This window comes from Paenibacillus harenae (assembly GCF_030812415.1).
Lineage (GTDB): Bacteria > Bacillota > Bacilli > Paenibacillales > Paenibacillaceae > Pristimantibacillus > Pristimantibacillus harenae_A.
This window is the reverse complement of record NZ_JAUSST010000003.1, coordinates 323,235-339,714: the sequence shown is the minus strand read 5'-3', so window position 1 is coordinate 339,714 and position 16,480 is coordinate 323,235. Positions and strand designations below refer to the sequence as shown.

The 16,480-nt window shown below is 49.8% G+C and carries 12 protein-coding genes; 4 read left to right on the top strand and 8 right to left on the bottom strand.

The annotated features are described in order from the left end of the window. Positions 1-13: 13 nt before the first annotated feature. From J2T14_RS11715 to J2T14_RS11700, 4 genes are all read right to left on the bottom strand, one after another. Positions 14-2,206, bottom strand: coding sequence for a hypothetical protein (locus J2T14_RS11715; protein ID WP_307470956.1), 2,193 nt, complete (start codon positions 2,204-2,206; stop codon positions 14-16). Between the two features lie 473 nt (positions 2,207-2,679). Further along, positions 2,680-3,828: a GntR family transcriptional regulator gene (locus tag J2T14_RS11710; RefSeq protein ID WP_307470954.1), complete on the bottom strand. Its 1,149-nt coding sequence runs from the start codon at positions 3,826-3,828 to the stop codon at positions 2,680-2,682. 161 nt (positions 3,829-3,989) lie between these two features. Beyond that, the gene (locus J2T14_RS11705; protein ID WP_307470952.1) at positions 3,990-6,053 is read right to left on the bottom strand and encodes a GxGYxYP domain-containing protein; all 2,064 of its coding nucleotides are present in this window, start codon (positions 6,051-6,053) and stop codon (positions 3,990-3,992) included. 267 nt (positions 6,054-6,320) lie between these two features. Continuing rightward, positions 6,321-7,709 carry a family 4 glycosyl hydrolase gene (locus J2T14_RS11700; RefSeq protein ID WP_307470950.1) on the bottom strand — a complete coding sequence of 463 codons (1,389 nt, stop codon included), beginning with the start codon at positions 7,707-7,709 and terminating at the stop codon, positions 6,321-6,323. Positions 7,710-7,874: 165 nt separating this feature from the next. On the opposite strand from J2T14_RS11700, the gene J2T14_RS11695 reads away from it, so the two are divergent. Then, complete coding sequence (locus J2T14_RS11695; RefSeq protein WP_307470948.1) at positions 7,875-8,714, top strand: AraC family transcriptional regulator; 840 nt, start codon at positions 7,875-7,877, stop codon at positions 8,712-8,714. 338 nt (positions 8,715-9,052) lie between these two features. Here J2T14_RS11695 and J2T14_RS11690 read toward each other — a convergent pair whose 3' ends face one another. The 3 genes from J2T14_RS11690 to J2T14_RS11680 form a co-directional block, all read right to left on the bottom strand. Then, the gene (locus tag J2T14_RS11690; RefSeq protein ID WP_307470946.1) at positions 9,053-9,346 is read right to left on the bottom strand and encodes a hypothetical protein; all 294 of its coding nucleotides are present in this window, start codon (positions 9,344-9,346) and stop codon (positions 9,053-9,055) included. 199 nt (positions 9,347-9,545) lie between these two features. Next, entirely contained in the window at positions 9,546-11,315 is a 1,770-nt protein-coding gene (locus tag J2T14_RS11685; RefSeq protein ID WP_307470944.1) for an ABC transporter ATP-binding protein, read from the bottom strand. 12 nt (positions 11,316-11,327) lie between these two features. Further along, entirely contained in the window at positions 11,328-13,070 is a 1,743-nt protein-coding gene (locus tag J2T14_RS11680; protein WP_307470941.1) for an ABC transporter ATP-binding protein, read from the bottom strand. A gap of 902 nt (positions 13,071-13,972) precedes the next feature. Here J2T14_RS11680 and J2T14_RS11675 point away from each other — a divergent pair. Continuing rightward, complete coding sequence (locus J2T14_RS11675; protein WP_307471937.1) at positions 13,973-14,323, top strand: ArsR/SmtB family transcription factor; 351 nt, start codon at positions 13,973-13,975, stop codon at positions 14,321-14,323. After that, a complete protein-coding gene (locus J2T14_RS11670; RefSeq protein WP_307470939.1) occupies positions 14,320-14,826 on the top strand; it encodes an SRPBCC domain-containing protein in 507 nt (168 codons plus the stop codon). Before J2T14_RS11675 ends, J2T14_RS11670 begins: the two co-directional genes overlap by 4 nt. 380 nt (positions 14,827-15,206) lie before the next feature. Here the strand turns inward: J2T14_RS11670 and J2T14_RS11665 are convergent, their stop codons facing one another. Further along, a complete protein-coding gene (locus tag J2T14_RS11665; RefSeq protein WP_307470936.1) occupies positions 15,207-15,626 on the bottom strand; it encodes a VOC family protein in 420 nt (139 codons plus the stop codon). 262 nt (positions 15,627-15,888) lie between these two features. Here J2T14_RS11665 and J2T14_RS11660 point away from each other — a divergent pair, with 262 nt between their 5' ends. Further along, positions 15,889-16,476 (top strand): hypothetical protein, encoded by a 588-nt coding sequence (locus J2T14_RS11660; RefSeq protein WP_307470934.1) that lies wholly within the window; start codon positions 15,889-15,891, stop codon positions 16,474-16,476. Positions 16,477-16,480 lie beyond the last annotated feature (4 nt).

Here is a 16,480-nt window from a genome sequence, read left to right as displayed (position 1 = left end):
TTTCGGCTTATGTTCAGCTTTCCCAACCGACGTTCACCAGGACATCCGTATCTCCTTTGTGCTCGTACCTTAGCAGCACCGTTGACGATGGCGCATCCCACTCGAACGGAATCGCTTCGTTGTCTCCTCCGCAGAGGCGCGTTGCCGACAGCGGCTTTCGCGGGCTATAAAATCTTGCCGCCGCCTCGACCCCTTCCGGGCCTTTCGGCTGAAAGCGGAAGCCCGCTCCGCTCTGCTCGAGCAATTCGATCCGCGAGGAAGCGGCTATGCATGCGACAAGGCCGTCATTCGGGCGTCCCCTTTCCAAATCGAACAGGAAAGCCTGCTCGCCTGGCGCGATCCGCACCTCCTGCAGCACCGGTAGGAGCGGTTCGAACAAATCGACGACGGGTCCCGGAAACGTTACTGCCGCGTCCGAGGCCGACTCATCGAGCACGGCCGCAATGATGTAAGGCCCGCGCCGCAGCGCGAAATCGTGCTTCGGTAGCCAGCGGCATGCCGGATCGCCAAGCGCTTCGATCGCCTCCCTTACGATCGCTCGCAAGGATTCCGCTCGTTCGGCGGATTTAGCGCAATCTTCAGGCGCGGCGGAAAGATAGGCGACCACGCCTTTGCCGGAACGGTAAAGCCCGCTTCCCGCTTCCGGCTTCACGTCAAGCTGCTCGAACAAATGCTCGCGGGGGCAGGCGTAGCCGAGCCCGTCTTCATTCCACCAAGCCCGGATGCCGTGATAAGGATCGGCGTCATTGCCGACATACACGAGCGCGCCTCCGTTTCTGACCCAGCCGGCCAAAGCGAAATGAAGATCCGGATATTCCGGCTTCATAAATTCGTAGCTGAGCAGCAGCACCCGGTATCCGTTCAAATACCGGGCGAACCTCCTCACGTTGTCGAGCTGGACCGGCCGAACCGGAATGCCATGCTTGAGCAGCGGCAACGCCAAGCCGTAGAACGGGGAAAAGTCCAGCAATTCCATATCGCCGTCCTTCTCGAACCCTTCCGGGTCTGTGCCGTCGTATTTCCCCGAGTTTGCGGGTATCGCTTCTTCCATCTTCATTCGCTGGAACATCGCCGAATCGGCAATCAATACGCCGATGAGGGATTCCTCCTGGTCCGCGCGGTCCGGCATCTGCCCCATATTGCCGAGCGTATGCATCACCTGCAGCAGCAACGTCGCATAATCCGCCGGAATCGTCGTTTTCCCGCTGCCGTCCTCAGACGGATATTTTCCTTCGAAGATTCGCCGCGGCCATGGGGAAACTTCGTAGCGGGAAACATCGGGATGCAGCAGCGATGCCGTTAACGTCCGCTTGTAATTTTGTTTGTAATCGTCCCAGGTATGGTTCGGATTGTCTTCGATCGGATCATGCAGGAACCACATGCGCCGATCGGTCCCCCTGACCAACTCCTGCATCATCCCGTATTCCAGATAAGCCGTTTCAAACGTCCGTTCTTTGCGAACGCCTTGATACACATTGGGCGTCCGTGAAGTTCCCGTCCAAATCTGCGCGATATATCCGTCGATGGAAGGCAGATCGATCAGCCCCGATTCCGGGCTGACGATTCTCCATTGCGTGTAGTTGATCAGACTGTGGGTCGGCACGTAAAACCGCAAGTCGCGGTCATATGCGGTTAAGGCGTAATCCTTCATCTCGGTGCAAAGCCGGTCCAGGCTTCTCGCATACAGATGCGCCTTCAGCTTCGAAGCTCTGAACTGCGCGTCCGGGGATGAATGCGGGGCGGACCAGGGCTCTCGGTAATACAGCCTCCATTCCCGCTTGAACGCTTCGGAATATCCTCCGTCCACCCAAAATTCCGGCTCTTCCAGATGGATCGCCTCTACGCCCGCCTCAACTGCTAGCCGGATTTGCTTGGCCAAAAAGCTCGTATATGCAAGAGTCGGCACCATGTAGGGAACATCGGGCGTGTCCCCATGGATGATCCGCTCGCCGTTCCGGTCGGTCTGGGCTTCGTCCCAATGGTCGCGCCCGTCCACAAGGCCGTTTAAGTAATCCAGATATTCACCCCATGCCACACCCGTCATCAGATGGACGATATAACCCCGTTCCTTCCATTGCCGAATCCGCTCGGGCATCGTATCGTCGATTCCGTACACCATCACAAAATCCGTTTGCAAATCATAAGAAGCCCGATAAGGGGCCGATTCCTGAAATCCGGTTCTTTCTTCCCTTCGATCTCTGGTCACCTGCCAGACCTCCTTGCCTGATGGATGCAAGTCGCATCGGATTTGTAAGAGACTGTATTTCTCCACCACAGTATAGTCGCATATTTATATATATTCAATATATTTTTTAATGATTCGTATTAGCACCTTTTGATCGGCTATTTTTGTCACGGTTACATTCCACTGACCAAACCTGGGTTATAGGCGTATTTCCTTGTATCAACACTGGTTTCAGTGCCTTTTGAACCAGTAAAAAAGCATAGAAAAATAGCGTTAACTCGATTATATTGTCGAATAACGCCACTTCATTTTAATATATATTCAATATATTATTTTTAATGTCCTTAATAACCTCTTTACTCCTTCCTAAGGCTCAATCGGAATCGTCTAACGTCGTTGACCTCTACGCTTCCAACTCAAAAAAAGCCCGCCCCATCGGCAATGCTTTCCTGCCTCGAGACGTGCTTCCTTTGGTTTGTCGCCGGAGGCCAGTGTTAGACAGGCTTGCACGGGCCCGTCGAATGACGGACGATCAGCTCCGGTTTGATTAAAATTTTGCTATATTTGCTTCGAGGTTCGTCGCCGGCGCTTATGCGGCCAAGCAGCAGCTCCGCCGCCTTGTGTCCGATCTCATGCTCGAACTGCTTGACATGCGTAAAGGCGGTGACCCCTTCCATAATGGCGGTGGAATCGTCAAACGTAATGATCGACAAATCCTCTGGCACGTTCAGACCGGCTTGCACGGCCATTTGATGAACATGCGCGCCCAGTTTGCCGTTAAGCGTAATATAGGCGGTCGCCATCCGGTTTTTCACATATCTGAACAAAGGATGGGCCTGCATGTCATCCGATGTTTTGAGACTGAACTCGGTGATCATATGCGCGGGGTTGATAAGCGCCCCTTTATTTTTGAGCGCGAACATATAGCCGTCGATTCTTTCCTGTACCGTAATCGTCTGCAGGGGTGAGTCGGAGCAGATCGCGATTTCGCGGTGGCCCAGCTCCCACAAGTAATCCACCGCAAGCTGCGTACCGATTCTGCCGTCCGACGCAATATAATCCGTCTCCACGCCGGGAAGAAACCGGTCGATCAGCACAAACGGAAAACCGCTTAGCTTCATGCTCAAAATTTCTTCGTTATATTGTTCTTCGTCAACCGGGAATATGAGCAGCCCGTCGACGCCGAACTCCTTAAACAGCTTGATCGCCTGCTTCTCCTGCTCCAGTACGCCGTCCGACAGCTGGATTACGGACCGGTATCCGCGCTCCCGCAGCACATTCTGGATGCCTTCGATCAAACGAATCGAGAAATAATCTTCTATTGACGGCATGACAATACCGACCAATTTCCTGCCGGGACCGGCTTCCCGCTCGTCCGGGCTGCGTAGGGCGAAGGAGACTCCTTCGGACGGATCCAGCTTTACTTTGTTGACGAAGCTGCCTCTGCCCGGCACACGGGAAATCGAGCCTTCATTCACCAAGCCGGCTAAAGCATTCACAACCGTAATTTTGCTCACATTAAAAAGCTCCATCAATTCCTTCTCCGTCGGAATGCGATCGCCTTCCTTGAGGCCAGAGGTATGGATCAGCTCTTTAATGTAATCCTGGACTTGCTGGTACAACGGCATTCTTTCATTTTTCATTGGCTCACCAAAATTTCCCGTATATTTGTTATGTTATATATAGTATATCCTTTCGCATCCGATTTCAAGAAAAAACAAACCACCGTACGAGTCATTTGCTGCAAAAAAAACGATGGAGAGGACGACCGGAATGTCCGGCGTCCTCTCTTGTTATGCCGAGCTTACGGCTTGGCAGGCAATCCGTAGGCGCTGCGAATCAACGAGAAATATTGATCGGCGCGAACCGCGGCGAATTCGGGCCCGAGCGACGCTTGAAGCTCGGCGATATCCGACGGCGTCAGGCTCCATGCAAGCAGCCCCAAGGAAACGAACATCGGAGATTTGCCGTCCCACTTCGCTTTGGCATTGTCCAGAATCGTTTTTCCGTCCTTCGCCGTGCTGATGCCCTGAATCGTCGAGACGGGAAGCTTGCCGTCGATTACCTCGACGCCGTAACGGTCCTCCCAGCTTAGGAACATCCCTGCCGGCTTATATTCCTTCATGTATGCCGCCGCATGGGCGTCGTCCAGCGGCACGTTTTGGCTGTCGATCCGGTTCAGGACGTAAGGAATGGTCATCCCCGTTTTCTCCATGTACGAATTCGACTGCTTCAGGAAAGCGGAGAACGATTCCGCCGGCCAAGCGTTCGGGTAGAAATATCCGGCGCCCGACGGTCCCGCGATGATCTGATCGTTTGCCGTTGCCGTTTCGTTGAAGTAGTTCAACATCGCAGGCGCGGCATCATAGAGCAGCGGGCTGGACGTCCAGTTGAGCGGCACTTTGCCGCGGCTCGGATCATCCCACAATATCCGCATGCGATGCTGATTGTATTGGAAGTTGTCGCCTTCGCTGAAGGTATAGGTCACGTAAATTTTATTTTCGAGCTCAGGCGTCTGTACTGCGGCAGGCTTCAGGTTATTCGCTTTCGTGCCCGAGAATACGGTCAAATTGCTGAACCAGTCCGCCGCCAGCACGTATACGCCATGGTTCGAAGTAATCTCGACGCCGCTGAACTCGCCGTCGACGTCGTTGCTGAACCAGCCCAGATAAGGCGTGCCCGGCTTGACGTCCGACAATATTTTTTCGAAGAGCTCCCGCTGCTCCGGAACGTTGGAGTCCAGCCAGAACACCATCGCTTTATTGGCTACCGCATAATCGCGGAGAAAGCCGTACGGCTCCATCTGCTCGGAGGAAACGGGCTGAACGCTGCTGACGGAAACCTTGTATTGATTCCACATTTCGACCGAAGCGGTCAACTGCTTGGTGCCGGCGGGCGGCGTGAACTTATAGATGAAATAGCGGCCGTTGTCGGCAAAGCGATGCCCGCCTTGCCCCTCGGACAACTGCGATCCGTCCCTATCGTACAGGAACGCCTCTTCCTCCGGGGTACCCGCGGTAAATTGGGCGATCGTCTCTCCGTCCGCCTTCACCGTCACTTCATGCACGGCCGCTCCCCAGCCGTCCTGCGGAAACGCATCGCCGAACCGGAGATACGCATCCGAGTCGCCAAGACTTTCGCTCAGGTCAAAGTCGTACACTTTTTTGTTCGTTCCATCTCTTTCCTGAGTGGTATCCTGCCCAAGCACGGTAAACAAATCTTCCTGATTCTCCGGCAGCCTGATCGAGGTTTGAGGATTCAATCCCACGATCATTCGTTTGGTCGTTTGGCTCCACAAGTTTTCGTACTGCCAGGTATACGCATCGAGACGATCTTTGAATTTGCCTTGCAGATCGTCCAGCACGTTCAAGTTGTAAGGCGCGGCCTGCAGCTTTTTCGCAAGTTCCGGACTTGCGACAACCGCTCCCTTCAAGCCCGCCAGCGTCGTCGCCACGTTGACGGAATCCGGGATTTTCGGATCGTAGACGATAACTCCGTTTATTTCCTTTGCATACTTCCGTACGATTTGCCAATAGTCGTCCCTGACCTTATATTTCACATCCAGATCATTCAGCCAAGTAAACTTGCCTTCTTCTTTGTTCTCCAGCAAATAAACGCGCGGCTCTACCCGATTAACGGCGCCTTGCAAGGTCGCCATCATCAGCTTGATATCGCCGGGAGCGTCATAAATATCCGCCACGTCAAGTTCTTTTACTTTCGAGAAGCTCGGAAGCGCTTGCTCAGCCGGCCAGGATATCCCGCTCTCCCGCGCCTTTTCTTTGTCGCCCGCAGCCGATGCAGCTGCACCCATCGTCATCGATAGGGTACAAACGATCGCAAGCCCGATAACCGTACACTTTCGCAGCATAAGATACACCTCGGTTAAATGATTTTATGGAGAACGACGTTGGAATGCGACTTCCCCTCCCCTCCTTTTGCGGCAGAATCCGTTCCGTTCTCGCTAATATATATTTAATATATTCATAATATCTTTGCAATCCTTTCTACAAAACCTCTTATCGTATGACATCAATTTGAGACCATAGTTGCAGTTCGGATCGATAACGGGCTGGTTGCATTTTCCTGTCATTCACAAAAAAAAGAGAGGCAACGGATCCACCGTCCCTCTCCCGCCTTATTCATACCATTCTTTAGGAATCCGGTCTTTCTCCAATTCCAGCAATTCCGTAATGATCATATCCGCGTCATGGATGGAATTGACGAGCGGATCTGTCATCATCGCTCTGCGCAGCTTCTCGCGGCTTTTCTCCACGACCGCTTCCGCCGTCAGTTCATGCGTGTCCAGCACGAGCTCCTGCATGCCCCTGATTCCCCGCGGCATCTCTCCGATATGAAGCGGCTTGATACCTTCCAGACTGACGTCGCTCAGCAATTCCAGGAACGAATCGTCATTCATATTCGTTACCGCGCCGTTATTCAACGTATTGACGTAGAATCGCTTGCCGAGATTGCCTACCATGCTCTCAATAATATCCGTCGCATGATCCGGCCCGAACGACTTCATATAATCGGCGATCGCAAGCTTCCCGGAAAGGAAATCGTCCACTTGCCGCCACATCTCCTCATGCCGCTTGTAGCGATCCTCCGTCTCCCAGATCGATAGCGGCGGAATGGCATCCGGCGTCTTGCCGAGCCCTTGCCAATACGTGACGTATTCCTTTGTATGGGCCGTACAAGTCGGAATCGAGCCGAAAATATCGTAGAGTTCGTACGTAATGGCATCGTTATAGATCGCTTTCGCCCCCGTATCTCCGCCGTTGTTCTCCGTCCCCGCGGCCTTCCTTAACGCTTCGGCGATCTGCGGCATAACGTTCACGCCGTCGAACTCCGCCTTCAGCAGCCAAGTGAAATGATTGACGCCGGCTATGCGCAAGTCGAATCGGTTGTCGATGTCCTCGGTAAACTGGCTTTTATTCCCGATAATGCCCGCCCGAATCGCGTAATCCGCCTTCTTATGGGGCATATGGTGGCTATCGCACAGCGCGAACGTTTTGAGCTTCGGCGCGAAGCGGCTTAATGCGATGCCGTGAACGGTAGACGGATTAATATAATTGATCACCCAAGCGTCCGGACAGAGCTCTTCGATATCTTTGGCGCAGTCCATAATGACCGGCAATTCCCTCATCGCCCTGAAGATCCCTCCGGGGCCGATCGTATCTCCCGAACACATGCGAATGCCGTACTTCAAGGAGACCTCGCAATCGATGCCGCGATACTTCACCGTATCCTCCGCGAAGCTGAGCACGACGAAATCCGCTCCCGCAAGCACGTCCCTCCGATTCGTCGAACCTTCGATTTTTAGGGACACGCCGTTCTCCCTTGCAACCATCTCGGCGAGACGAACGAGCTTGGCCAGCTTTTCTTCGTTCGTATCGACCAGGGTAAGCGTGCCTTTGTTCAAATATGGGGAGTGAACCATCTGCCAAATGGACTGACGCCCAAAGAATAGACTGCCCGCTCCAATGACGACGACCTTCGGATGCTGCTCTTTTGAATGACTCATTAACTATCCCTCCCAATCGGTATAGCCTCATTATAGGGGATCCCCGGAAAAGGAGAATATGAGATAGTTCTGCAAACCTGTCATATAGTTCGATTATTGATGGCCCGTAAGTTCAATGCTACAATAACGAAAAACGAACGATGTCTTGTGGTGGAGGTTTTCGTCGTGCCGGACATAGGAATTTTCAATGCATTGTCGGACTTTATCGAGCTCCGCATGAAATCATGCAGAGTGACGGCTTACGGAAGCGACTGGATCGAGCATAAGGCGCATGCCGATTACGATCTGTGGTTTGTTGAAGCAGGAAGCGTCAAGATCGAAATAGCCGGGACCGAATATAGAGCGGGCGCTGGGGACGTCGTCTTCTTTTACCCGCAAATTCCGTATAAGGCCGCTTCCGGCGAGGATGGCTGCCGATTTATTTACGTCCATTTCGATTATGGCATCGGCGGGCAGCAGCGCATATTGAGCGACTTTCGCCTTTCGGGCATTATTAAGCGGGAGCTGCTTCAGGAGGAGGTTGCGCTGTTCGGCAAATCGTATAACCAATCGGACGCGATGAACAACAAGCCGGGTACCCGATTGTACCTTAAAGCTTGCCTGACGGCCGTTATTGCCAAGATCATCGCGCTTCATGGGCAAGGGCAATATACCGGCACGTTCCTGAACGGAAAAAAAACGAAGAAGTCCGAGCGTAATCTGGACATCCTGCAGCCGATCTTCCAATACGTGTATGACCATTTGCACCAGTCGATGAAAATGAGCGAGCTTGCCGCGCTTGCGGGCATATCGGAAAAGTACTTTATTTCGTATTTCAAGAAGGCCGTCGGCATCACGCCAGGGCAATATATTTATCATATTAAAATGAACCAAGCCCGCGACTATCTCTATCAAAAGAAATATAGCATACAGCAAATTTCCGGGCTGCTCGGCTATCCCGATCCTTTCACATTCTCGAAGGCGTTCAAAAAATACTATAACGTTCCTCCGTCGAAATTCGAATAGAGAGCGATAAAACCAATAGAGGCACCCCGAAAAGCGATTGGCTTTAGGGGTGCCTCCTTCATTTCAATCAAGAGCGACTAGCTATGTTGGATATATGCAGTAACTTCGTACCCTAGGAGCAAGGTTGGTGAGCTATATTGGATATCTGCACTAACTTAGAGCTAAGACGACTCTCAAAGCGAAATTATGACAAAAGTTAATGCGAATATCCAACATAGCTCCCAGAAACGCCCCAACCTGCGAAAAGTTACTGCGATAATCCAATATAGCTTCATTCATACCCCAGCAACAACAGATGTTTGCGATTAAAGATCAACATCCTTTACTCGTCTTCCGCATTATTCAAAGAAACCGAACAGCGGCAAAATCCATAGCGCCGGAATGCAGCCGATCCAGACGGCTGCCTTGAACTTGCGCTTATGGTACAAGATCCAGCTTGTGACGGCCGTACCGATCGACGCGATCGGGAACAGCCAGATAACAACCATCGATATAGACTGAAGCACGTTCATATCGTCGAACTGATCGGCCATGAGCAGCGTCATGAGCACGTAGATCGCCCACAATACCGTACAGATGGCAAATACGATTTGCAGGGCAATCAAAAGCAAAGCCGTTGCGGTGTTTTTCACAGGTCAATGCACCTCTTCGTCGTTTGTAAGGCTAATTCCTTCACTCTATTTTATCGGCAATCTTAGCGTAAAGTTTATTCATATAGGCTTAGACTGCTCCCAATAATAAAAAGAGCGGCAGCCATGGATGAAATAAAGTCCTTGACTGCCGTCGTTTTATTGAACGTTACCCGATAGCTTCGCAACTTAAACTAGAGCACTAAGCTTCTTTCGTGACGGTTGCTCTCTCCGGGACTTTTTCGCCTTTTTGCAACTGATACATTTTGTAATACCTGCCACCCAGCGCCATAAGCGAATCATGATTGCCCCGTTCTACGATTTCGCCGCGATGCAGAACGAGAATCTGATCGGCATCGCGAATCGTGGACAGCCGATGCGCTATAATCAGCGTCGTACGTCCCTCACTGACCACTCGCAGCGCTTGCTGAATAAGTCCCTCAGTCTCGCTGTCTATACTCGCTGTCGCCTCATCCAATATTAGAATCGACGGATCGAAGGCCAATGCTCTGGCGAAGGAAATGAGCTGCCGCTGGCCGGAGGAAAGCGTGCTTCCGCGCTCGACTACCAGCTCATCATAGCTGTTCGGAAGCTGTTCGATGAACGTCGCGGCCCCGACATCCTTCAGCACGCTTTTTACTCGATCAATGGAAATATCCTTATTATAAAGGCTAACGTTAAATTTAATGTCACCGGCAAATAAATAAGGATCCTGCAGCACAATCCCCATATGCTTGCGCAGAGCCTGCTTAGAGAACGTTGAAATATCTTGGCCATCTATCGTAACAATCCCCGTATCCGGCTCATAGAAGCCAAGCAGCAGGTTCAATATAGAGCTTTTGCCCGAGCCGGTATGACCAACCAAAGCGACCGTTTCTCCTCTGCGCGCTTCGAATGATATTTGTTTCAGCACGTTTTCGCCCGCTTTATAAGCAAAGGTTACGTTATCGAATTTCACGACGCCGTCCGGCCGCTTCAATTGATCAACATCTTCGACCTCCACGCCTTCCATATCGAGTATCGCAAACACCTTCTCTGCGGATACGAACGCTCGCTGCGCATTTGTCAGCTGATCGAAAATACCGATGATCGGGTGAAAGATACGGCCCAAGTAGTCGATAAAGGCATAAAACACGCCGAATAAAATACCTGTCTCGAGTGACGCGCGGCCAAAATACCAGATAACCATCGCGGTTACCAGGCTTCCGATCGTGCCTACGATGTTTCGCGAGGACAAAGAAAACACTTTAAACTGTTTGATTTGATTGACGTAACGGTCCTCGTTCAGCACCTCGAACTCATCCAGCGTTACCTTCTCGCGGCGAAATGCTTGAATGATAGGCATAACAACAATCAATTCATTAATCATCGCATTCATATCGCTAAGCCGGGCGCGCATAATCGTGATGAACCCCTTGGAATATCTCAAGTGAACGACCATAATTAGCGCGAACAGCGGGGGCAGCAGCAAGCAGAACAACGCCAGCCTTACATCCAATATGAACAGCGCCGTAAAAATCCCGATTAGCTGAATGAAGCTGACAACAAAGGTTGCCATAAAGCTCATGAACAAATCCCGCACGGCCTCCGTGTCGTTCGCTATTCTCGATACGATTTGCCCGATTGGCGTATTGTCGAAATAGCGCAGCGGAATCCGCTGGATGTGATGCATTAAATCCATACGCATGTTCTTGATAATCCGCAGAGCCGTCGATTGCAAAATGTACGATTGCAAAAAATTGCCGATACTGGCTGCGAGCAGCAGCCCCAAATAAAACGCAAGCAGTCCGAGAACCGGCATCAGATCATTGCCTTCTACCGATAAATGCTTATCGATAATCGTTTTTATAATAAAAGGTCCGCCAAGCTCGGCGCCTACCGCGCAGCAAAGAATAAGCAGCGCGCTGATAATTCTGTACTTATAAACGAGAGCATATGCGAATAATCTTCCCGCAGTCGATTGCTTTGGCATGCCTCAGCCTCCTCATTCTTCCAAGCTAGCTTCCATTTGCTGCCGTTCCCACTGTTCTTTGTACCAGCCTTCGAACAGCATTAGCTCATCATGCGTGCCTTCTTCTATAATCCGTCCTTCGCTCAGCACGATGATCCAATCCGCATGACTGACTGCGGAGAGGCGATGCGTCGTAATAAACGTCGTCTTCCCTTCGCGCTCCAAACGGATATGATGAAGAATCCGACTTTCTGTCCGCGCATCGACTGCCGATAACGAATCGTCCAGCAGCAAAATTTCAGAATCAATGAGCAGCGCCCGCGCTATAGCTAGACGCTGCTTCTGCCCGCCCGAGAGCATGACGCCATTCTCGCCGACAACGGTTTCAAGTCCCTCAGGCATTAGAGCGATATCCTCCGTGAAAGAGGCCATTTCTACCGCGCGGTTGATTTCTTCCGGCGACGCGTCGGGCTTGCCCAGCGCGATATTGTCTCTGATCGATTTGGATAGCAGCTGATGCTCCTGAGGCACATATGCAATCCAGCGTCTCATCTGGTCCATTGTTATCTGTTCCACAGGCACGCCAGCTATCATCAGCCGCTCATGCTCCAGCGGATATTGACGAAGCAACTGCTTAAGCAGCGTACTCTTCCCGCTGCCCGTTTTGCCTACGATACCAAGCGTCTGACCTCTCTCAAGCTGCAAAGAGATGTTCTCCAGACTAGGATGGCTGGCCGTTGGATAAGTAAAAGTTAACTGCTTCATCTCAATGCGCGTAGGCACCTTTATCGCAACAGGCTTATCCGTATCCTTAAGATCGGGCTCTTGCGTGAGTACTTCATCTAATCGATCGGCCGAGGCGCTTCCGCGCTGCAACACATTTATGAATTCACCGAAGGAGATCATCGGCCATATGAGCATACCCAAATAAATATTGAACGAGATAAGCTGACCAAGCGATATTTCGTCTTGAAAAACGAGATAAGAGCCATAACCTATGCCGATCGAATAGCTTACGCCGACTATCAGCGAAATAACAGGTTGAAAAAGCGCATTTAGAATGGAGACCTTCTTGTTTTTAAGCATAACCTCAGAGGTCACCTTGTCGAATGCAGCGAGGTCATCGTTTTCCTGCACGTAGGAACGGATCACGCGTATGCCGGAGATCGATTGCAGCGCATGCTCGTTCATTTTTCCGAAGGAGGCTTGCGCATCCAAAAATCGTGTTCTCACTTTTTTGCCGAGCTTGCTAATAACGAACGCCAGCAATGGCAGCGGAATGAGGGCAGCTATCATTAATTTAAAACTTACGAACGAAACCATCATAATAACGACAACAGAAGCGCCAACCAGCGTATTGACAAGCGTCATGACGCCATAGCCCGCTGTTTGTCCGATCGCTAATACATCATTTGTTGCCAATGCCATTAAATGCCCCGTGCTGTTTCGCTGAAAAAAAGCGGGCGTCATCCTCGTTAAATTTGCAAGCAGCCGCCCTCGCAGCACCTTCTCGATAAGTACCGAATTGCCAAACAACGTCGTAATCCAGATGTAGACCATCGCATAGAGAAGCAATGAAAGTCCGATGAGCAGCAGCACTGTCTGCGTCAAGCCGGCCTCGGTAAGCTGCTCTTTCTGGATATTGTCGACCGTTCTCCCAATGAGGTTCGGCGGTATCGTGGAGAGCAAGCTAACTAATGTCATGATGCCGATGGCGACCGCGTAGCTCCTCCATCTATCTTTAAAAAACCATTGCAACCGATTTACAAAAGACATGATATCCCCCTTTTCTCTTACCGAAGCTAACCATTTTTAAAGACATTTTCCAAATTCCAGTATAACAGTTTACCTGTTTATTAGATAGTTTCAATACCAATATAACGACTGTCAATTCAACCAATTGCTCTGAAGGATCAGGAGCCGTCTGCGCTTCCAAAACAAATCAACCACCTATAACTTTTTTAAGCTGATTGCCGAGAGCAGTTGCCTCAGCAAACTGCTCCATGTTAGTTCAGCTACCTTAACCCGTCGGCAACTGGCTTTATTATTCAAACGGGAACCCCTTCCGTCAGCGTAGAAAAGGCAACCGATCATTTGGGTCGATTGCCTTTGTTCTTGATTCAACTATCGCACCTGTTAGTTTAACCATTATTTATCCAGAGTTTTCGCGAATTCCCTCAGTTGTTCTGGATCATTTGTGTGGTAAACCATTTTTTCAGTATCAAAAATAAGAATGACTGGGCGTCTCTCTTCTAGACCTAATATCTTTAACCATTTCAACTTATCGTCCTCGGTATGAATGGTTACTTGTTGAATGTACTTAAGAAGAGTTGGTTCAGAATTATGGCTTCCGCATAATGGATTGCCACCTTTCCAATTTCAACTACAATTCTCTTACGCAAAAAATAACCTTTATGTTGCTGCTGATTGGGCGTTAATTGAACTTACTCCATTCTTCATTGAGAATAGGGAGCAGATACCGCAGCAGTCTGCTCCTTCTGATTTAACTAAGCTACCCGTTAGAATCATAACTCTGGTTCCCGTTATTTGCGCTATTCTGTCCGGACTACACTCGAAAAAAAATTATATATATATTCCTTGACAGGAATATTCCTTATAGGGTATATTCTAAATGTAAGCAAGAGGCACCGCTGAAACGAGGTGATAGGCGCCGAATGATGGATAGCACAACGTTTAGCGCTCTGGCAGAACCGAACCGGTTGCGCATCGTGGATTTGCTGGCGAACGGGCCGCTTCCCGTAGGCGAAATTGCGGAACGTCTGCAACTAAGGCAGCCGCAAGCCTCTAAACATTTGCGAGTCCTGTTGGAAGCCGGCCTAGTGGAAGTCGAAGCGGAAGCAAATCGGCGGAACTACAAGCTTCGGATCGAGCCTTTGAAAGAGTTGGATGCATGGCTTGAACGTTACCGTCAAATCTGGAATGAGCGTTACGACAACTTAGAGCGTTATTTAAAACAGTTGCAAGAAAAACCAAAGGAATCATCCAAATTCGAGGAGGAAATGAAATGACAAACCAAACGGTAAGCAAAGTAGAAGGAAACGTATTGATCCTGGAGCGCGTATTTAATGCCCCTCGCGAGCTAGTATTCCAAGCTTTCTCCGAAGCCGAGCATTTGAAACAATGGTGGGGGCCGCGCGGTTGGACGGTTCCTGTTTGCAACATCGATTTCCGTCCGGGCGGCATCTGGCATTACTGCATGAAGTGCGAAGATAAGAATCAAGGCGATTTCTACGGCATGGAATCCTGGGGCAAAGGCGTGTACAAAGATATCGTAACCAGCGAAAAAATCGGATACACGGACTACTTCTCCGACAGTGAAGGCAATATTTCTGCGGAAATGCCTGTAACCGATGTGATCATTCAGTTCGTAGAGTTCGAAGGAAAAACCAAATTGATTAATACTTCGACATATGTCTCCGCCGAAGCGCTTCAAACGGTATTGGACATGGGCATGGAGCAAGGCATCAACGAAACTTGGGATCGTCTCGAAGAGCACCTACAAAACGTTTAATAATTTTTACCGAAATACCCCACATAGAAGCCGTAAAACGGCCGTTCAGGAGCTTATTCCTGACGACCGTTTTTATTTTTTTGGCTCATTGTTGCCGCAAACACAGAGGCCATTCGTAATAGTTGCTGTCCTACTAATCAAAGGGTTTATGAGATACGTGAAAAAGAAAGCAAAAGAAAACAAACATTATCTTATCATTTAAGTGAGGCTCGGTTGGCAGGAAAGCTTTGATCATAATGCTGCTGCTTTGATTTTGACTGATTAGACAAAACTGCCCGTTCGCATTAGAGGTCAGCCAATTTTTACTGGTTGACCTCTTTGTTCGTAAGAGGGTTAGTACGGGTGGCCGGGGTAGAACGTCTCTGCTCGTGCTTAATGAGTTAGTTGTGCGGTTTAACCGTGAAGATCTGGAAAGTCACGCCGAAATGATCTGTCACCACACCATAAGCGGGACTAAAATGAACTTCCCCTAAGGGGATGTTGACTTGACCTCCCTGCTGCAAAGCTTGAAAAAACTGCCTCGACTGATTCACATCTGCCGTCGTCAAGCAAATATTCACCTGATTTCCTTCCTTGTAAGGAAAATCCGAGCCAATATCGGCCGTAAAAAGTTGCGTATCGCCGATACGCAAAACAGAGTGAGCGAGCCGCTCTTGCTCCTCACTGGAAAAATTTTCACCACCTGGCGATTCTCCGAACGTTTGCTTAAATACTACAGTCGCTCCTAACGCTTCCTCATAAAACCGAATCGCTTCAGCAGCCTTTCCATCTAGCATAATAAACGGGATTGCTTTCAACATCCTTATCGATCTCCTTAACTTGAATTTAGATAGTCGTCCATTTCATCAACTTACGGACCATCTATTCATTGTGCCCCATAATAGTGACAATACATGTCATAGTTATGGAATAAGGGAGACTTCCATCTGTGTCGATACCCGCATCTTATCTAATCAAATTAAGTGATTTATGATTGGATTTATTTGCCGTATAATGATTTTGTATCCTCAGTGCAAGGATTAATAACCTCAAAAAATTTTATAGATGGGGGTTTACATGTCAATGGGTAATCAGAATGGTTTGATGACAAAGGCAGAAGCGATGGACAATCTTCTGGTTTCTTACGAAGAAGGGGTCAGCAGCTCGGACATTATGAATAGCATACACCAAGTTTTCAAATTCGATTTGGAATCGACCCCTTATTTACCGACCCCGCCCCGAGCAGCCATAGAAGCATACTTGGAGCATTGCGGGAACAAAGTAACGGGCGCGGAAATTCGCAAAATGATTAATCAGACTTTTGGGATTAATTTAGATGCCCTTTCTGCATTGGAAGGAGCCCGAATCTCCCTATATTCCAAAAACCAATGGATGATCCAGCATGACAAGGATTTGTTTGCGGTACATACCGGAACCGGAGATATCGATGTAAGCATATTCCCGACCGACTATTTTGCCGAACAAACCGGTTCCGGGGAGCTGCCAATCGAATTAATAAACGCATTCATCTCTTTGGGATACTGCTGCGAGGAGAACAAAGCGAGCTGCTATTTCTCTAATCCTTCGGGCGAACCCGTGCCAGACGCCTTTAAGGGACAAACCATAATGGCCATAATTAGTGTCATCAAGCATTCCTACTCCCATTTGTAAGATA